Below are 18,233 nucleotides of genomic sequence, written 5' to 3'. Positions count from 1 at the left end.
GTCATAACAGCTTTTTGACCGCCAGACCGAGCATGATGGTCAGCGTAAAGGAAAACAGCGTGCCGAGCAGCACATACTCGGTGCGCATTTTGTCATCGCTCTGCCGTAAATCGCCAAATCGGAAAATTGACTTGGCGGCCAGCAGGAAACCGATCGCCGGTATCTGGCCAATCAGCACGAAGGTCAGGATCAGCGTTCTTTCCAGATAGCCAATCTGTTTGCCCGCCCGCAGCAGCGAATCGTTATCGGCCTTGGCCGAAGGCGGCATTTGCGGCGTCCAGCGCGCCAGCAATTGCCCAATCAAAATGCCCATCGGCAGGTAAATCAGGCTGTAGGCCACCAGCACCAGGCCGGTTTGCAGGCTGCCCAACTGCAGCCACAGCGCGGCGAGCAGGCTGCCGGCATGCGGGGTAAGGTACAGCCACAGCCAGGCAATGACCGCCAGATGCAGCCCTTGATCGAGCAGGAAGCTGCGGGCCTGGCTAAGACGGGTCATCAGCGTGACCTTCAGCAGGTCAATCAGGTAATGGCTGGCGGCGATCGTCAGCAGGCTGACCAGCACGTCGGCGGATGAAAGCCCGCCGTGCAGCAGGCCGAAGCCGGCCACGACCCAGGCGGCCAGCACCCCATGCAGCAGGGCGTGCAGCAGCAGAAAACGCGAACGGGCGCGGTAGCGGGTTTTATCGGCCACCCAACTGAGAGGCTGCAGCGGGAAATCCGCCAGCAGATGCACGATCAGCAGCCAGGTCAGCAGGGGCGCATAGGTGAGATCCATAGTCAGGTGATCCTGTTAATCGCATGAATGAACCGCATGATTTCCTCGTAGGCCGCGCGCTTCAGCGCGGCGGAGATGGTGGAGGCGGCTTTCTGCAGCTTCTCCGCCACTTCCGCGCTGCTGCCGGCGAACATGCGCGCCTGGACGATGCGCGCCTCGGTCTGCGAAAGACGGCTGATGACATGATCTAACATCGGCAGCAGATCGCTGACAATGGCGTTTGTCCGATCGTTGTCGGTTTTCAGAGCCAGCCTGCAATTTTTCGCCATGGCGTCCAGCGCGCCGCCGGAATTGACGAAGGCGCTGCCGTAGCCGGCGGCGTCCGTTTGCCGGCTGCCGAGCCCGACGGCGATCCGCGCGTCCCGGTCGGCGGCGTCCATCGCTTTCAGCGCAATGCGAATGTACACCGCCAGCAGCAGGCCCGATTCTGGCCCGGCCTGCGCCTGAAAGGCATCGCCGCGAAAAATCTCAAAGCCCTGCAGCCGATTGGCCTGTTGCAGCTGTTCGAGCAGGCTGCGTAGCCCGTTGATGTAATTTGGCGGATCGAGGCGGCGGGAATTGACCAGATCGCCGCTGATTACGCTGATATGCGTCTGCATGCGTTTGCCTGTATTGCCGGAAAGGATAATGATAATTTCGTACATAAAGGCGAATTTGTCAATAATTCGCCTCTAAATGCGAATTATGGCGATATCCGCCCTGCAGCGCGAAATCAGCGGTGCGGGCGGACTGATTTCCACAACAGCGCGCCGACGGAACGCTTCATCCGGGCCAGATAGACGCCGAGCAGGATCAGGGCGACGCCGAACAGGGGAGCCATGGCGGGGGGGCCGCCGTTCAGGCTATCGATCGCCACGCCGGCCAGCATTTGGCCGCTGATGATCAACAGCGCGGCGCGCATGGCGCCCAGCCGGGGCAGCACGTAGCTGTTCAGCGCCACGAACAGCGCGCCGATCGCGCCGCCCAGGTAGGCGCCCCAGGGCGCCTGGCCGGTTTGATCGAGGCTGAAGCCGCCGCTGGCCGCCAGCAGCAGGCTGAGGAACAGAAAGCCGACGATGTGGTTGCACAGCGAGGCGGAGAAAGCGCCGCGATCCAGCGCCAGACGGCCGTTGACCGCCCGGCTGATGCTGATGCAAACGCCGTTGAACAGGGCGAGAAGGATCAGGAATGACATAGGGTTATCTCAGAAAGATCAGAATGGCGCAGCCGGAAAGGATCAGCAGCGTAGCGAGCACGTCGTTGGCGTTCAGGCGACGTTTGGCGACGCCGAACCAGCCGCGGCTGTCGGACAACATGCCGAACAGCACTTGCCCGGTCAGCATCAGCGCCAGGCTGCCGGCAAGCGCCAGCGGGCTGTTGACGGTGATGGCGGCCAGCACCACGGTCAGCGCGCCGGGGATGCCGCCGAGGTAGGCCCAACGCGGCGGCGCAGCGGTTGAAGAGGGCCGCTGAGCGCCGAAACGGCGACGCAGCAGCAACAGCAGCAGCCAGGCGGTAAGGGCGCCGATGCCGTGGGCGGTCCAGGAAGCGAACAGCGGGGTGTAATGGCTCGCCAGCACGCTGTTTACGCCGATCATCAGGGCCAGCAGGGCGCCGGCGCTCAGCGCCAGCAGCGGATCGGAAAGACGTTCGCGCATGTTTCATACTCCGTGTGTTGAATGGCGCACAGGGTATATTGTTTTTATCGGTGCCATAATCCATTAGAATGGAAACTCATTGTTGAGTAAAAGTTGACGATAAATGAACGATAACTTCGCGGCGATCCCGGTGTTTGTGGCGGTGGTGGAGTGCGGCAGTTTTTCCGCCGCCGGGGTGCGCCTCGGCATCACCAAATCGGCGGTCAGCAAGCGCATCACCCAGCTGGAGAGCGCACTGGGCGCGCGGCTGCTGCACCGCACCACCCGCAGCCTGAGCCTGACCGAGGCGGGAGAGCAGTACTTCGCCTACGCCCGCAGCGCCTGCGCGGTGGCGCAGGAGGGTGAAGATGCGCTGACGCGTCTGCAGGGACGCCCGCGCGGCATGCTGCGGCTCAGCGTGCCTATGGTGTTCGGCCGGCTGCACGTTGCCCCGCTGATCCCGCGGTTTCTGGCGGCCTGTCCGGACGTGGAAATCAATATGATGATGGATGACAAGCTGGTCGATCTGATCGAGGGCGGTTATGACCTGGCGATCCGTATCGGCAGTCTGGCCGATTCCAGCCTGGTCGCCCGGCGCATGGCGCCCTGCCGCAGCGTGCTGTGTGCGGCGCCCGCCTATCTGGAGCGCTGCGGTCGGCCGGCGACGCCTGCACAGTTAAGCGAGCATAACTGCCTGTTTTACAGTTATTTCCGCGCGGGCAGCGAATGGCAATTTCAGGGGCCGGACGGGGCGGTGCGTTTCCAGCCGCGGGGCAATTATCAGGTCAACAATAGCGAAGCGCTGCGCGATGCGCTGCTCGCCGGGCTGGGCATCTGTCAGATGCCGACCTTCATCGTCGGGGAGGATTTGGCGCAGGGGCGGTTGGTGGAACTGTTGCCGGCGTATCGGCTGCCGGCGCATGCGATCTATGCGGTGTACCCGGAGCGCAGACATGTCCCGGCCAAGGTGTTGGCGTTTATCGATTTTTTGCTGTCGCAGTTTGGCGGCGAAGAGCCCTATTGGGACGTGCGGCGGGCCTGCTAGCCCAAGCGCCTCCGGCCGGGAATACGCGCGCCCTGCGGCTCGCCACCGGCGGAGAATGGCGGGGGATCAGAAACTTTTCACCAGCACATCGCGCGGCAGCTCGGTGCCGTGTTTCAGCAGTTGGTCGAAGGATCTTTCGCTGTTTTTCAGCTGCTGCAGAAATTCCTGCGGCGACAGATCGTGTTTTTTGCCGCTCATGTAAGCCAGCGCCAGCTCTTTTGCCTGATAGCGTGAGAAGTTGTACATAGTGTCCTCGCAACGGGGTTTTCAATGCCACGATTGTAACGAAAGAGCACATAATGAACAGTGGCTTTGGCGTATGGAATCGATAGCTGAAACTTAACTCGCCGCTTGCAGCAGTTCGTCGCACAGCCGTTTAATCACCTGTCGCTGCTGCAGGCCGTTGTCAAACAGGTGGCGGATCCGGTCCGAATCGTTCACCCCCAGCCGGACATGGCGCTCAATATTATCCAGCAGGCTCAGCTCTTCCCGGGCGCGGGCCTCCGCGCGCAGCGCATCGAGCGTGGTCAGCATATGCGCGGTCAGGCTGAGGCGGCGCAGGGTGGCGGGTTCGACATAGTCGGCGGCAAAACCGCGACGGTAGGCGTTGATTTTGTTGTAGTTGGTAAAGGCGTAATATTCCGGCGCCATCGGCCTGCGGTGCTTCAGCAAAAAACCGGCCAGCAGGCGACAATAGCCCACCAGCAGCGCGGCGTGCGAGAGATGCAGCGGCGTATCGCAGATGCGGATTTCCACCGTGCCCAGCTCCGGTTTTGGCCGGGCGTCCCAGTAAATGTCCTTGATGCTGTCGATGACCCCGGCGGCGCTCAACCTTTCATAGTAGCGGTTGAACTCGTCCCAGCTGTAGATCTGTTCCAGGCAACCGTAGTTGGGGAAGGAATTTTGCGCGCTGAAGCGCGAGCTGGCGAACAGCGTGTCGACCCCCTGATAGAACGGTGAAGAAGCGCTGAGGGCGATCAGGTGCGGGAAATAGGGCGTTAGCGCGTGGCACAGGTACATCGCTTCGTCGCCGTCGTTGACGCCGATATGAATATGCTGGCCGAACACGCAGGCCAGCTTGGACAAATAGCCGAAGCGGCTGGCCAGCAGGCGGTAGCGTTGAGCGTCGGTGATGGCTTGTTTGCGCCAGTCGTTGTTCAAGTGGCGGCCGCCGCCGCAGACGTCGCAGCCGACGCGCTGCGCGCTGCGACGAATGGCGAAGCACAGTTCGCGCAGCTCGTCGTGCAGTTCGCCGATGTCGTGATGCACCGAGCTGTTCAGCTCGACCATCGACTTGGTAAGCTCGTGTTTGATGCGCTTTTTATCGCCGAGATCCGCCACCACCAAATCGGCTTTGTCCGCGAGATCCAGGCTATCACCGTCGACCAGCTGCAGTTCTATTTCGGTGCCGATGGAGAGCCGTTGCGAGCGTTTGAATGCGAGCGACATGGCGTTTCCCTCCAAAAGAACAGCGGTCAGGTAAGTATAATCGCCCATCGAACCTTTGCCGTTGAGCCGGCGTTCATATTTGATGCTTGGTATGCCGCCCCGGCGGGGTCACCCCAGATCGCCGCCCGCTACCGGCAGCACCGTGCCGTTAATGTAGCTGGCCTGGTCGCTGGCGAGGAACAAGATGGCGTCGGCCTGTTCGCCGACGCTGCCGTAGCGGTGCATCAGGCTGCTGTCCAGGGTTTGGCTGACCACCTGTCGATACCAGACCTCCTCCTGTGGCGTTGGCGCCTGGCTGTTGCGCGGCGTCAGGCGCGGCGGCGCTTCGGTGCCGCCCGGCGCGGTGGCGTTGATGCGGATGCCGGCGCCGGCGTACTCGAACGCCAGCGATTGGGTGAGGGCGTTGACGCCGCCCTTGGCCGCCGAATAGGGCACGCGGTTGACGCCGCGGGTGGCGACGGAAGAGACGTTGACGATCACCCCGTACCCCTGCGCCAGCATATGCGGCAGCGCCGCGCGGCAGCCCCACAGCGTCGGGAACAGCGAGCGCCGAATTTCCGCTTCGATCTGCTGCGCGTCGTACTCGGCGAATGGCCGGGCCCAGATGGTGCCGCCGACGTTGTTCACCAAAATATCCAGCCGGCCGAAGTGCCGTTGCACCCGGTTGAGCGCGTCGCGGGTCGCCTCCCAGTTTTCCAGGTCGGCCTGCAGCGCGATGGCCTCAACGCCGCGTTCTGTTAGCGCCGCCGCCACCTCGGCGAGGTAGGGCGCGCGGTCGATCAGCGCCAATCTGGCGCCTTCCTGCGCCGCGCGTTCGGCGACGGCTTTGCCGATGCCCTGAGCGGCGCCGGTGATCGCCATCACCTTGCCGCCGAAACGGGGTTTATCCATGATGGGCTCCTTTAGCTGGCCTGGCTGGGGGCGAACTTTTCATAGTGGAAGCTGGCGGGGGTAAAGGCGCGGCGTTGGAAATCGCCGAGCACCGCTTCCACCATCGGCGGCGGCCCGCACAGATACACGTCCAGATCGCCGTCGTTGAGCAGGCTTTCGTCGAGGTGCTGCGTGACGTAGCCCTTGTGCGGCGACTGCGACGCCTCGCTGGCCACGCAGGTCAGGTAGCTGAAATTCGGCAGGCGCCGGCGATAGCTTTCCAGCTGTTCCAGCTTGACCAGATCATGATCATGGGTGACGCCGTAAATCAGATGCACCGGCTGCGGGCTGGCGTCGGCGGCCAGCTGCTCCAGCATGGAAAGGAACGGCGCCAGCCCGGTGCCGCCGGCCAGAAACAGCATCGGCCGCACCGGCGTGCGCAGGTAGAAGCTGCCCTGCGGGCCGCGCAGGCGGATCGCGTCGCCGGGCCGGGCCCGATCGGTCAGATAGCCGCTCATCATGCCGCCGGGCACGTTGCGCAGCAGAAAAGAGATTTGCCGGCCGCCGGGCAGCGAGCTGAAGGAATAGGCGCGGCTGGCTTCGCTGCCGGGCACCGCGATATTGACGTACTGGCCGGGCAGGAAAGCGATGCCGCGTTCGTCGTCCAGCGTCAGGCAGAACTCGATGGCGCTGTCCGACAGCGCGGTGGCCGACGTGACGGTGGCGGCAAATTCCTCGCTGCCGGTTTTGCACAGCGTCGAGGCGATGGGCACCTCGATGACGCAGTCCGAAGAGGGCACCATCTGGCAGGTCAACACCAGCCGCTGCGCCGCTTCCTGCTCGGACAGCGCCTCGTCCAGATAATCATCGCCCAGCCGATACTCCCCTGTTCGCAGCGGCATTTGCAGGTGCCGCACACGCCGTCCGAGCAGTCCATCGGCAGGTTGATCCTCTGCCGATAGGCGGCGTCGAGCACCTTTTCATTCGGGTTACACTGAATAAAGCGGCTGACGCCGTCTTCAAAATTAAGGGCAACGGTAAAAGACATGCTCACCTCACGATTCAAAGATGATAAATATCAATAACATGATGGATATAGTCATTATCCAGACGAATTTTCTTGCGCTTAATCCGCAGCGTATCGCCGGCGCGTTCCAGCAGCAGGCGGGTCGAGCCGAAGTAGGTATCCGTATGGTTGTAGCGGTGGTAGAAGGTGGCCCAGTGATAGTTCACCTCGGCCTGGCCCTCCGCGGCCGACAGGATTTCCACGTTGCTGACCAGGTGGACGGTGCGCGGTTCCGGCATGCTGCTGGCGGCCGAGCGTTCGGTCTTGATGCGGTAAACGCGGTCCTCCAGGCCTTCGCGGTTGGCGTAATAAATCAACGAAATTTCGCTGTGGGGATCCGTGGTCTGCCGGTCGTCGTCGGCCCAGGCAGGCATCCAGTATTCGACCTGCGGGTGATAGCAGGCGAGCCATTCATCCCATTGCCGGTCATCCAGCAGGCGCGCTTCGCGATACAGGAATTGTTCCACTTGCTGTTGCAGGTTGAGCGTGCTCATTGCGCCACCTCATCGTTGGGTTGTTGAAGCGCCAGCTTGCGCAGCAGAAGGGTTTGCCAGTGATGATGCTGGCTGAGATACAAGGCTTCGTCTTCCGGGCGCGGGCCGGTCATTTCAGGCAGGATCCCCAGCGCCCTGGCGTTGTCGTCCGCCTGACCTTCGAGCCAGCGGGTGGCGCCGCGGCTGAGATCGCTCCAGGGCATATTGCCGGCGTTGAAGCCCAGCTGGCAGGCGCGAAACTCTTCCAGATCGTCCGGCGTACCCATGCCGCTGACGTTGAAGAAATCCTCATACTGGCGGATGCGCAAGGCGCGCTCGGCGGCGCTTTCGCCCTTCGGCGCAAAGCAGAACACCGTCACTTCGGTTTTATTGACGGAAAGGGGGCGAACGACGCGCAGCTGGCTGGAAAGCTGATCCATGATGTACAGGTTAGGGTAGAGGCACAGGTTGCGGGTCTGGTTAACCATCAGATCGGCGCGCTGCGGGCCGAAGGCGTCGTTCAGGCGGCTGAAGTGGCGGTAAATAGGGCGGGACTCCGGATTCAGCACGCGGGTCCACAGCAGCAGGTGGCCATTCTTGAAGCCGTAGGCGCCGCCGTCGTTTTTTGAAGACCAGCAGTTGGCGTCCATGGTTTGGGTGCCGGTTGCGGCATCGCGGTGCGCCATGGTGGAGACATAGTTCCAGTGCACCACGCTGACGTGATAACCGTCCGCACCGTTTTCTATCTGCAGTTTCCAGTTGCCGTCGAAGGTATAGGAGGATGAACCGCGCAGCACTTCCAGCCCGTCCTCGGCCTGATCGACGATCAGATCGAGGATATGCCGCGTCTCGCCCAGATAGTCCGTCAGCGGCAGCACCTCGTCGCTCAGGCTGCCGAACAGAAAACCGCGGTAGGATGCAAAGCGCGGCAGCGGTTTGAGATCGTGCGAACCGGCCTGTTTGAAGCACGGCGGATAAGCGCCGGTCTTTTCGTCCTTGGCCTTCAGCAGGTTGCCGGCGTTGTTGAAGGTCCAGCCGTGGAACGGGCAGGTAAAGGTACTTTTATTGCCGGACTTGCGGCTGGCCAGCATCGCGCCGCGGTGCGAACAGCTGTTGATCATGGCGTGCAGCGCCATGTCTTTATCGCGGGTGATAATGACCGGCTGGCGGCCGAGGGTGAGGGTATAATAATCGCCGGGTGCGGCGATTTGGCTTTCATGGGCCAAATAAACCCAGTTACCTTCGAAAATCGCTTTCATTTCCAGTTCAAACAGCGCTTCGTCGGTAAAAATACCGCGATTACATTGATAAACGCCATTCTCTTTATCAATGATTAAAGCATTATTTATTTTCTTTTTTAATTCGGCGGACGCATTGTTCACTAATGAGTTCATGGTAATGACCTCGTATAAAGATACAGGGTTAATGAGCGGGTAATGCGTATTTAATTACCCGTTGCTGATATCGTTATTGGTGCTTCCATTGCGGGTAATTAGTCCTGCAGCGCCCGGGCGCGTTTAATTCTATTTTGCTCTTCGCTATCGGCGGCGGGGTACAGGCTGAAATCGAAAGTGACTTCGGTATGCGCACCGGGCAGATCGCGCCGGGCCGCAATGGCCGCATCTGTCACTTTTACCGGGTCGGCAATCAGTTCGGCGCGGGTGGCGAAGGCGAAGTCGTCCCACAGATAGCGGTCGCCGTTGAGGTTGATTTGGGTGGTCAGGTGCTTGTGGCCCGGCGCCGAGACGAAGAAGTGGATATGCGCCGGGCGATTGCCGTGGCGGCCCAGCCGGTTGAGCAACGCCTGGGTCGGTCCGTCCGGCGGGCAGCCGTAGCCGGAAGGCACGATGCTGCGCACCGCGTAGCGGCCGGCGGCGTCGGTCTTCACCCGGCGGCGCAGGTTGAAGTCGCTTTGCGATTTGTCGAAGAAGGAATAGTTGCCCAGCGTGTTGGCGTGCCAGATATCCACCACCGCACCCGCCAGCGGTCGCCCGTCGGCGCCGCTGACCTGGCCGTGCAGCCACATCACTTCGCCGGCGTCGGCGCCGTCGTCCATGCGGGCAAAGCCTTCGCTCAGCGGCGCGTTGGCGACGTACAGCGGGCCTTCGATGGTGCGCGGCGTACCGCCCGCCAGCCCCCGTTGCCGTTCCAGCTCATCGTCGCGCAGGTCGAGATAGTGCTCCAGCCCCAGCCCGGCGGCCAGCAGCGCCGCCTCCTGTCGGCCGCCCAGCGTATGCAGGTAATTCACCGCCTGCCAGAACTCTTCGGCGCTGATGTCATACCGGTCAATCAGCCGGCAAATATCGCCCAACAGCTGATGCATGATTTTTTTGAAGCGCGGGTCACCGCCTTCGTCGGTAAAGCCGCTGCTGATTTCCAGCAGCTTAATCACGTCTGGATGTTGATTGAAGGAAATAGACATTGCGAATTCCTCATTGCTTATTATGTAGGGAAGAGAGCAGGAATTAACGGCTAACCTTGGGGGTTATTATCCTATTTTTTATTTGTCATCGTCGCGAATCGATGACGGATGCCGACATAAGGCGTCGACGCGAATTTCCATATAAGGGTAAAGCGGCAGCGCGAATAATATATCGTGCAGCTCGGCGTTGCTGTCGACGTCAAAAATGCTGACGTTGGCATAGCTGCCCGCCACGCGCCAGATATGCCGCCATTTCCCGCGGGACTGCAATTCCTGCGAATAGGCTTTTTCACGCAGTTTAATGGCGTCCGCCGTCTCTTTGGGCATGTCGGGCGGCAGTTTCACCGTCATTTCGACTTTAAATAACATGGCGTTGTTCCTCGGGGGGTTATTTGCGCCGGTAAAAGCGCAGTTTGTCTTCATCGATGTCGATCCCCAGGCCCGGGCCGGAAGGCAGGCTGACCTGACCGTCGGCGAAGCGCAGCGGCGCGGTAACCACATCGTCTTTGAGCAGCAGCGGGCCAAACATCTCGCTGCCCCAGTCCAGCTTCAGCGTCGACCAGGCGTGCAGCGAGGCGACGGTGCCCAGCGTGCCTTCCAGCATGGTGCCGCCGTACAGCGCCACGCCGGCGGCCTGCGCCACCTGCGCCAGCTTCAGCGCCTGCGCCGGCCCCCCGCCTTGGCTATCTTCAGCGCATAGGCGCCGGTAAACCCGCCCGCCGCCAGCGCATAGCCGTCATGGGCGTCGGCCACCGCCTCGTCGGCGAGGATCGGCAGGGTAAAACGCCGGCTGAGCCGAGTCAGCGCGGCGCGATCCCACAGCGCCACCGGTTGCTCGACCAGATCGATGCCGATGTCCTGCAGCGCCGCCATGCCGCGCACCGCGGTGCCGGCGTCCCAGGCCTGATTGACGTCGACGCGGATGCTGACATCCGGCCCCAGCGCCCGTTTAATCGCCGCGGTATGGCGCAGATCTTCCGCCAGCGGGCGGGCGCCGATCTTCAGCTTGAAGGCGCGGTGTCGCCCCTCCGCCAGCAGCGTCTGCCCCTCGGCGATGTCTTTTTGCGTATCGCCGCTGGCCAGGGTCCACAGCACCGGCAGGCTGTCGCTCAGCGCGCCGCCGAGCAGGGTGCTGACCGGCAGGCCGAGGCGCTTGCCCTGCGCATCGAGAAAGGCGGTCTCCAGCGCCGATTTGGCGAAGCTGTTGCCTTTGACGTGGGCGTTCATCGTCGCCACCAGCGGCGCCAGGCCGTTAAACCCTTTGCCGCTCAGCAGCGGCGCCAGGTAGCAGTCGATGGCCGACTTGATGCCTTCCGGGCTTTCGGGGCCGTAGCTCAATCCGCCGATGGTGGTGGCTTCGCCCCAGCCGACCAGGCCGTCGGCGCAGGTCAGGCGCACCAGCGTCAGCGTCTGGCAGCCCATGGTGGCCATCGACAGCTTGTGCGGGCGGATGGTCGGGATATCCACCAGCCAGCTGTCGATACGTTCAATGCACAGTTCCATGCGTCATTCCTTTTCGGTGAGGAACCCGACAACGCTGCGGTTGAAGAGCTCCGGACAGGCGATATTGGAGATATGTGAAGCCGGCAGCCGTTGCAGTTCGGCGTGCGGCGCGTTGGCCACCAGAAACTCGGCGTCCGCCACCGTGGTGACCGGATCCCATTCACCGGCGATCACCCGCATCGGCCGCGACATCGCGGCCGTTTCGGCGCGCAGATCGGCCTGCGCCAGCGCGTCGCAGCAGGCGGCGTATCCCTGCGGATTGCCGGCCGCCAGCGCGGCCACCAGCGGCGCGACCTGCTCGGGGTGCCGCTGCACGAATGCCTCGCTGAACCAGCGCGCGGGGGAAGCGGCGGCGATCGGCGCCAGCCCGCGCTCACGCACCTGTTGCGCGCGCTGCTGCCAGCCTTCGGCGCTGCCGATGCGCGCGGCGGTATTGGCCACCACCAGCCGGCCGATCCGCTGCGGGTGATAGCGGTTGAGCCACAGCCCGGTCAGACCGCCCATCGAGATGCCGCAAAAATGGGCGACCGGCGCATCCAGATGGTCGAGCAGGGCGATCACGTCGTTGCCCAGGGTGTCGAGGCGCAGCGGCGCCGTTGGCAGCGGGGTGGCGCCGTGGCCGCGCGGGTTGTAGCGCAGCACGCGAAAGCGTTCGCTCAGCGCCGGCAGCTGCGGCCGCCACATCTCGAAGGCGGTGCCCAGCGAATTGGACAGCACCAGCAGCGGAGCGTCGGCCGGGCCGTCAAGGCGATATTCGATGTCCATGATTGACCTCATACCCGTTCGATAATCAGCGCGATGCCCTGGCCGACGCCGATGCACATGGTGCACAGCCCGTAGCGTCCGCGGGTGTTCTGCAGTTGGTAAGCGGCGTTCATCACCAGCCGGCCGCCGGAGGCGCCCAGCGGATGGCCGAGGGCGATGGCGCCGCCGTTCGGGTTAACCTGCGGCGCGTCGTCGTTCAGCCCCAGTTCGCGGGTTACCGCCAGCGCCTGCGCGGCGAAGGCTTCGTTCAGCTCGATCACGTCCATCTGGTCGAGGGTCAGGCCGGCGATGCCCAAGACCTTGCGCACCGCTTCCGCCGGCGCAAAGCCCATGATCGAGGGGTCTATGCCGGTAACGGCGCTGGCGACGATGCGCGCCATCGGCTGCAGGCCGTGCCGGGCGACGCCGCGTTCACCGGCCAGCAGCAGCGCGCAGGCGCCGTCGTTTAACCCCGAGGCGTTGCCGGCGGTGACGCTGCCCTGCGGGTTGACCACCGGTTTCAGCTTTTCCAGCGCCGTCAAGGTGGTGGCGCGCGGATGTTCATCCTGACTGAACCTCTGCGGGTCGCCTTTCTTCTGCGGCACGCTTACCGCGATCAGTTGGCTGGCGAAAAAACCGCTCTCCCGGGCCGCGGCGGTGCGCTGCTGGCTGCGCAGGGCGAAGGCGTCCTGATCCGCTCGGCTGATGCCGAATTTCAACGCCACGTTTTCGGCGGTCTGCGGCATTGACTCTACGCCGTACAGCGCCTGCATCTGCGGGTTGATAAACCGCCAGCCCATGGTGGTGTCTTCAATCTTCATCGCGCGGCTGAAGGCGCTTTCCGCCTTGCCCATCACGAACGGCGCGCGCGACATGCTCTCTACGCCGCCGGCGATCATCAGCTCGCTTTCGCCGGTTTTGATGGCGCGCGCCGCGGCCGCCACCGCATCCAGGCTGGAGCCGCACAGGCGGTTGAGGGTGCAGCCGGGCACCTGCACCGGCAGGCCGGCCAGCAGCAGCGCCATGCGCGCCACGTTGCGATTGTCCTCCCCGGCCTGGTTGGCGCAGCCGAACAGCACGTCGTCCACCACGCGCCAGTCGAGCTGCGGGTGGCGCGCCAGCAGCGCCTTCAGCGGCAGGGCGGCCAAATCGTCGGCGCGGATGCCGGCCAGGCTGCCGTTGAGGCGGCCGAAGGGCGTGCGGACGGCGTCACACAGATAGGCTGGATTCATGCGGTTGTTCTCCGTGCTGTAGGGCAAAGGTCAGGTCGACCGGGGTGACATCCTGCAGTTGCTGCGGGGTCAGCCCGCCGAAAATTTCCCGCACCACCAGGCCCTGCGGGGTGACGTCCATCACCGCCAGATCGCTGTAGATGCGGTCGATGCAGCCGATGCCGGTCAGCGGATAGCTGCATTGACGGACGATTTTGCATTCGCCTTTTTTGGTCAGGTGTTCGGTCATCACAAACGCCTGCCGCGCGCCGATCGCCAAATCCATCGCGCCGCCGACCGCCGGGATCGCCCCCGGCGCGCCGGTGCTCCAGTTGGCCAGATCGCCGCGTTCGGAAACCTGATAGGCGCCGAGCACGCAGATATCCAGGTGGCCGCCGCGCATCATGGCGAAGGAGTCGCCGTGATGGAAAAAGCAGCCGCCTTTCAGCAGCGTCACCGGCTGTTTGCCGGCGTTGATCAGCTGCGGATCCTCTTCGCCCGGCGCCGGCGCCGGCCCCATGCCGAGGATGCCGTTTTCGCTGTGCAGAAAGATTTCTTTATCCGCCGGCAGGTAGTTGGCGATCTGGGTCGGGATGCCGATACCCAGATTGACGTAGGCGCCTTCAGGGATATCGCGCGCAATGCGCTCGGCCAGCTGTTGATGGGTCAGTTTGCTCATGATGCGCTCCTTAAGCCGACAGCTGCGCCGGGCGCTCGGGTGAGGTCACCAGGCGTTGCACGAAAATGCCCGGCGTGATGATGTTTTCCGGATCCAGCTCGCCCAGCGGCACCATGCGATTGACTTCGACGATGGTGCAGCCGGCGGCCATCGCCATAATCGGCCCGAAATTGCGCCCGGTCTTGTCATACAGCAGGTTGCCCCAGCGGTCGGCTTTTTCGGCCTTGATCAGCGCGAAGTCGGCCTTCAGCGGCAGCTCGAACACATACTGGCGGCCGTCGATCTCGCGGGTTTCCTTACCTTCCGCCAGCTGGGTGCCGTAGCCGGTCGGGGTATAAAAACCGCCGAGGCCGGCGCCGGCGGCCTGGATGCGCGCCGCCAGGTTGCCCTGCGGAATCAGCTCCAGCTCCAGTTCGCCGCGGCGGTACAGCTCGTCGAATACCCAGGAGTCGGTCTGGCGCGGGAAAGAACACACCACCTTGCGTACGCAGCCGGCCTGCAGCAGCGCCGCCAGGCCGGTATCGCCGTTGCCGGCGTTGTTGCTGATCAGCGTCAACTCGCGCGGCCGGTGCCGGATCAGGGCGTCCAGCAGCGCATAGGGCTGCCCGGCCGGGCCAAAACCGCCGACCATGATGGCTGCGCCGTCCGGGATATCGGCGACGGCGGCGTCTGCGGACGCCACGCTTTTATCGATCATTTGCTCTCCTCGTACGCTGTGAATGAGTCAGCGCCAAACTTACGGGTCTGAAATTAACTTAGGGGATGAAAAATTCAGCAGCAAGTGCGAATATCAGATCATTGTGCGATTATCGAAACGTTATGGCTTTGGCGCTGCGTTTTGTGATGCAGGTAGCTAAATCGACATCGCATGCGCCACGGCACTCTGTCCGCTCGTATTGAGCGTATAAATTGGATGTGTGTTTATATGGGAGGCCTAAATGAGTGAAGTTCCTGAATTGGGTACCGAAGAGCTGCGCCGGCTGCAGGAGATCGGAGAATTAAGCAACGATCGCTACAAGGGCGATCCCAACTTTATGGCTTCGCTGGCCCGCGGGCTGGAGGTGCTGCAGGCGTTCAAACCGCAGTATTCGCAGATGTCGGTCTCCGAGATCAGCCAGCTGACCGGCATCCCGCGCGCGGCGGTGCGGCGCTGCCTGTATACCCTGCGGGCGCTGGGCTTTGTGCATTGCCCCGATGGCCGCCACTATCGCCTGCTGCCGCGGGTATTGACCATCGGCCACGCCTATCTTTCCTCCTCCGAACTGGCCAAGGCGGCGCAGAACTCGCTGGAGTATCTCAGCAGGCTGCTCAACGAATCCTGCTCGGTGGCGACGCTGGACGGCGACAATATTCTGTATATCGCCCGCGCCTCGGTGAAGCGCATCATGACCATCGATCTGGGGCGCGGCAGCCGTCTGCCGGCCTACGCCACGTCGATGGGGCTGGTGCTGCTGAGCGCGCTGGATGAGGAACAGCTGGAGGATTATCTGTCGCGGGTGACGTTCGAGCCGCTGACCGAGTTCACCGTCACCAGCGCGGAACAGCTGCGCGAGCAGCTGGCCAGGGTGCGCAGACAGGGGTACGCCATCAACGACCAGCAGTTGGAGATCGGCCTGCGCTCGATCGCGGTGCCGATGCACTCGCGCAAGGGCGGGGTGGTGGCGGCGATGAACGTGGGCGTCAACGCCTCGCAGATGTCGGCGGCGGCGCTGCGCGAACGGGTGCTGCCGCAGCTGCAGCGCGCGGCGATGGAGCTGGCGCTGCTGCTGTGATGCTTATTGCATGCCGCGCCCCCCGGCGCGGGGATGCACGAAACAAGACGGGGGCCGAAACGATCCCGGCCCCCGGTTTTATACGGCTCGCGGCCGGGTATCAGCCCGCTGCCGCCAGCGTGACGCGCACCGGCACCGATTTATACGACGGGGTGCCGCTTTCCGTGTCGATATAATCCAGCGGCACCAGCACGTTGGCCTCCGGATAATAAGCGCCGACCGAGCCCGGTGCGATGTTGTAGGCGATCACCGTGATGTTCGGCAAACGCAGCGTGCTGCCGGCGACCACCGTTTCAATATCCACCAGGTCGCCGTGCTCCAGCCCGCGCGCGTCGAGATCGGCATCGCACATGAACAGCACGTCGCGTCGGCCGAATACGCCGCGGTAGCGGTCGTCCATGGCGTAGATGGTGGTGTTGTACTGGTCGTGGCTGCGCAGGGTGATCAGGCGCAGTACGTCTTCTCCCTGCACCTGCGCGTCCTCGTGCACGCCGCTGAACACCGAGAACATGGCCTTGCCGGTCGGCGTCGGCCATTGGCGTTCGGTCGGCGGCAGCGGCATGCGGAAACCGCCCGGCTTGGCGATGCGCGCATTGTAATCGTCAAAGCCCGGGACGGTTTTCTCGATCAGGTCGCGAATGATGCTGTAGTCCGCCACCAGTTCCAGCCACGGCACCTGGCTGCCCGGCAGGGTCGCCTTGGCCATGCCGGCCACGATGGCGGGCTCGGAACGCAAAAACGCGGAGGCGGGTTTCAGCTTGCCGGATGAGGCGTGCACCATCGACATCGAGTCCTCGACCGTGATCGACTGGCGGCCGCTGGCCTGAATATCGAGCTCGGTACGGCCCAGGCAAGGCAGGATAAAGGTCTCTTTGGCCACCAGCAGATGGGTGCGATTAAGCTTGGTGCCGAGATGGACGCTCAGATCCAGCTTTTGCATGGCGGGGAAGCACTGTTCCGGATCCGGCAGCGCCACGGCGAAGTTGCCGCCCAGGCAGATCAACGCCTTGGCGCTGCCCTCCACCATGGCCTGCATCGCCTTGACCGCGTCATGGCCGTGCTCTTTCGGCGCGGTGAAGCCAAACACCTCCTCCAGTTTCGCCAGGAAATCAGCCGAGGGCTTCTCGGTGATGCCGACGGTGCGGTTACCCTGCACGTTGGAATGGCCGCGCAGCGGACAAATGCCGGCGCCCGGCTTGCCGATGTTGCCGCCCATCAGCAGCAGATCGGCGATCAGGCGCACGTTGGCGGTGCCCTTGTTATGCTGGGTGATGCCCATACCGTAGGTGACGATGGTGGCCTTGGATTTGGCGTAGGCTACCGCCACCTGTTCCAGTTCGGCGCGCGTCAGCCCGCTTTCCTTTTCTATCGCCTCCCATGGGGTCGCGGCCAAATCAGCGGCCAGCGACGCAAAGCCCTGGGTGTGCGCGGCGATAAACGCGTGGTCCACCACGTCGCCTTGTTTGGCGTCCATGACCAGCAGCGCTTTCATAATGCCCTTCAGCGCCGCAGCGTCGCCGCCGGCTTTGACCTGGAAGTAGGTCGAGGCGATGTTGGTCGAGCTGTAGGTGGCCATTTCTATGACGCTTTGCGGGTCGGCGAAGCGCTCCAGGGCCCGCTCGCGCAGCGGGTTAAGCACGATGATCGGCACGTTTTTGCGCGCCAGTTCGTGCAGGGTGCCCATCATGCGCGGGTGGTTGGTGCCCGGGTTGTGGCCGATGGAGATGATCAGCTCCGCATGATCGAAGTCTTCCAGCGAGACGGTGCCTTTGCCGATGCCGATCGACTGCGGCAGCCCCACGCTGGTGGGTTCGTGGCACATGTTGGAACAGTCTGGGAAGTTATTGGTGCCGTATTCGCGGGCAAACAGCTGGAACAGATAGGCCGCTTCGTTGGAGGCGCGCCCCGAGGTGTAGAACTCGACCTGGTCCGGCGACGACATGCCGCGCAGCACTTCGCCGATGCGGGCGAAGGCGTCGTCCCATTCGACCGGGCGCAGGGTATCGCTGTCGCGATCGTAGGCCAGAGGATGGGTCAGGCGGCCGTAGCCTTCCAGCTCAAAATCGGTTTTTTGCAGCAGCGAGGTCAGGGTGTTTTGCGCTAAAAACTCCGGCGTCACGCGTTTGCTGGTGGCTTCCCAGGTCACCGCTTTGGCGCCGTTTTCGCAAAACTGGAAGGTGGAATGATGCTCTTTGTCCGGCCAGGCGCAGCCCGGGCAGTCAAAACCGTCGGGCTGGTTGGTGCGCAACAGGGTGACCGGCGCCTCCAGCGTTTCCATTTGCGTGCGCACGGCGATGGCCGTCGCCTTCAGGGCTCCCCAGCCGCCCGCCGGCCCATCATAGGGGCGTATGCCGGGAACTGCGCGTCTTTTCTTTTTCATATGAACTCCTTACTGCCTGTTTTGTGCGATAGGTGAATGCAACTTATTGAGGCCTGCAATGGCTTTGGCGCGCCATCGCTCCTCCTGCCCATTAGCATTAGGCGCAGTGGGCGCGGTTTGAGACGGCTTTTCTTCATCAACGGCTGCTGGTTTTGCGCTGGCCATTTTGCATGACGGTGACATGTTCCGAGGCCGGACGGGCATGGCAAATATCACAGATAGGCATAA

18 protein-coding genes and 2 pseudogenes are annotated in these 18,233 nt (G+C 63.0%); 2 read left to right on the top strand and 18 right to left on the bottom strand.

All coding sequences use genetic code 11. The annotated features are described in order from the left end of the window. Position 1: 1 nt before the first annotated feature. From D7I37_RS23835 to D7I37_RS23820, 4 genes are all read right to left on the bottom strand, one after another. On the bottom strand, positions 2–775 hold the full coding sequence (locus D7I37_RS23835) for a DUF3307 domain-containing protein (protein ID WP_061797354.1): 774 nt from the start codon (positions 773–775) through the stop codon (positions 2–4). A gap of 2 nt (positions 776–777) precedes the next feature. After that, complete coding sequence (locus D7I37_RS23830) at positions 778–1,374, bottom strand: hypothetical protein (protein WP_061797550.1); 597 nt, start codon at positions 1,372–1,374, stop codon at positions 778–780. Between the two features lie 113 nt (positions 1,375–1,487). Continuing rightward, positions 1,488–1,949, bottom strand: a complete 462-nt coding sequence (locus D7I37_RS23825; RefSeq protein WP_061797352.1) for a DMT family transporter — start codon at positions 1,947–1,949, stop codon at positions 1,488–1,490. Between the two features lie 4 nt (positions 1,950–1,953). Then, entirely contained in the window at positions 1,954–2,412 is a 459-nt protein-coding gene (locus D7I37_RS23820) for a DMT family transporter (RefSeq protein WP_061797350.1), read from the bottom strand. 103 nt (positions 2,413–2,515) lie between these two features. On the opposite strand from D7I37_RS23820, the gene D7I37_RS23815 reads away from it, so the two are divergent. Then, a complete protein-coding gene (locus tag D7I37_RS23815; protein WP_061797349.1) occupies positions 2,516–3,436 on the top strand; it encodes a LysR family transcriptional regulator in 921 nt (306 codons plus the stop codon). 66 nt (positions 3,437–3,502) lie between these two features. On the opposite strand, the gene D7I37_RS23810 is transcribed toward D7I37_RS23815, so the two are convergent. The 13 genes and pseudogenes from D7I37_RS23810 to D7I37_RS23750 form a co-directional block, all read right to left on the bottom strand. Next, positions 3,503–3,682, bottom strand: a complete 180-nt coding sequence (locus tag D7I37_RS23810; RefSeq protein WP_061797347.1) for a hypothetical protein — start codon at positions 3,680–3,682, stop codon at positions 3,503–3,505. A 93-nt stretch (positions 3,683–3,775) separates the two neighbouring features. Further along, positions 3,776–4,885, bottom strand: a complete 1,110-nt coding sequence (locus D7I37_RS23805) for a YbdK family carboxylate-amine ligase (RefSeq protein WP_129544481.1) — start codon at positions 4,883–4,885, stop codon at positions 3,776–3,778. A 108-nt stretch (positions 4,886–4,993) separates the two neighbouring features. Continuing rightward, on the bottom strand, positions 4,994–5,776 hold the full coding sequence (benD, locus tag D7I37_RS23800; RefSeq protein ID WP_129544480.1) for a benzoate diol dehydrogenase BenD: 783 nt from the start codon (positions 5,774–5,776) through the stop codon (positions 4,994–4,996). Between the two features lie 11 nt (positions 5,777–5,787). Beyond that, positions 5,788–6,803 (bottom strand): annotated as a pseudogene (gene benC, locus D7I37_RS23795) (benzoate 1,2-dioxygenase electron transfer component BenC). A 14-nt stretch (positions 6,804–6,817) separates the two neighbouring features. Beyond that, positions 6,818–7,315, bottom strand: coding sequence for a benzoate 1,2-dioxygenase small subunit (gene benB / locus D7I37_RS23790; protein WP_061797343.1), 498 nt, complete (start codon positions 7,313–7,315; stop codon positions 6,818–6,820). Further along, on the bottom strand, positions 7,312–8,676 hold the full coding sequence (locus tag D7I37_RS23785; RefSeq protein ID WP_370671117.1) for a Rieske 2Fe-2S domain-containing protein: 1,365 nt from the start codon (positions 8,674–8,676) through the stop codon (positions 7,312–7,314). Before D7I37_RS23785 ends, benB begins: the two co-directional genes overlap by 4 nt. Positions 8,677–8,786: 110 nt before the next feature. Further along, positions 8,787–9,716 (bottom strand): catechol 1,2-dioxygenase, encoded by a 930-nt coding sequence (catA, locus tag D7I37_RS23780; protein WP_061797340.1) that lies wholly within the window; start codon positions 9,714–9,716, stop codon positions 8,787–8,789. Positions 9,717–9,794: 78 nt separating this feature from the next. Then, positions 9,795–10,085 (bottom strand): muconolactone Delta-isomerase, encoded by a 291-nt coding sequence (gene catC, locus D7I37_RS23775; RefSeq protein ID WP_061797338.1) that lies wholly within the window; start codon positions 10,083–10,085, stop codon positions 9,795–9,797. A 19-nt stretch (positions 10,086–10,104) separates the two neighbouring features. After that, positions 10,105–11,219: pseudogene (locus D7I37_RS23770) on the bottom strand (muconate cycloisomerase family protein). 3 nt (positions 11,220–11,222) lie between these two features. Continuing rightward, on the bottom strand, positions 11,223–11,984 hold the full coding sequence (gene pcaD / locus D7I37_RS23765; RefSeq protein WP_083950363.1) for a 3-oxoadipate enol-lactonase: 762 nt from the start codon (positions 11,982–11,984) through the stop codon (positions 11,223–11,225). Positions 11,985–11,992: 8 nt separating this feature from the next. Further along, the gene (gene pcaF / locus D7I37_RS23760; protein ID WP_129544479.1) at positions 11,993–13,195 is read right to left on the bottom strand and encodes a 3-oxoadipyl-CoA thiolase; all 1,203 of its coding nucleotides are present in this window, start codon (positions 13,193–13,195) and stop codon (positions 11,993–11,995) included. Continuing rightward, the gene (locus D7I37_RS23755; protein WP_061797333.1) at positions 13,173–13,853 is read right to left on the bottom strand and encodes a 3-oxoacid CoA-transferase subunit B; all 681 of its coding nucleotides are present in this window, start codon (positions 13,851–13,853) and stop codon (positions 13,173–13,175) included. Before D7I37_RS23755 ends, pcaF begins: the two co-directional genes overlap by 23 nt. A 10-nt stretch (positions 13,854–13,863) precedes the next feature. Then, positions 13,864–14,550, bottom strand: a complete 687-nt coding sequence (locus D7I37_RS23750) for a 3-oxoacid CoA-transferase subunit A (protein WP_061797332.1) — start codon at positions 14,548–14,550, stop codon at positions 13,864–13,866. A 241-nt stretch (positions 14,551–14,791) separates the two neighbouring features. On the opposite strand from D7I37_RS23750, the gene D7I37_RS23745 reads away from it, so the two are divergent. Continuing rightward, complete coding sequence (locus D7I37_RS23745) at positions 14,792–15,625, top strand: IclR family transcriptional regulator C-terminal domain-containing protein (RefSeq protein WP_061797331.1); 834 nt, start codon at positions 14,792–14,794, stop codon at positions 15,623–15,625. A 100-nt stretch (positions 15,626–15,725) separates the two neighbouring features. On the opposite strand, the gene D7I37_RS23740 is transcribed toward D7I37_RS23745, so the two are convergent. Then, the gene (locus tag D7I37_RS23740) at positions 15,726–18,005 is read right to left on the bottom strand and encodes an FdhF/YdeP family oxidoreductase (RefSeq protein WP_129544478.1); all 2,280 of its coding nucleotides are present in this window, start codon (positions 18,003–18,005) and stop codon (positions 15,726–15,728) included. Positions 18,006–18,233: the final 228 nt, after the last annotated feature.

The organism is Serratia sp. 1D1416 (assembly GCF_003641105.1).
GTDB lineage: Bacteria > Pseudomonadota > Gammaproteobacteria > Enterobacterales > Enterobacteriaceae > Serratia > Serratia ficaria.
This window is presented reverse-complemented; position numbering and strand designations above follow the sequence as displayed.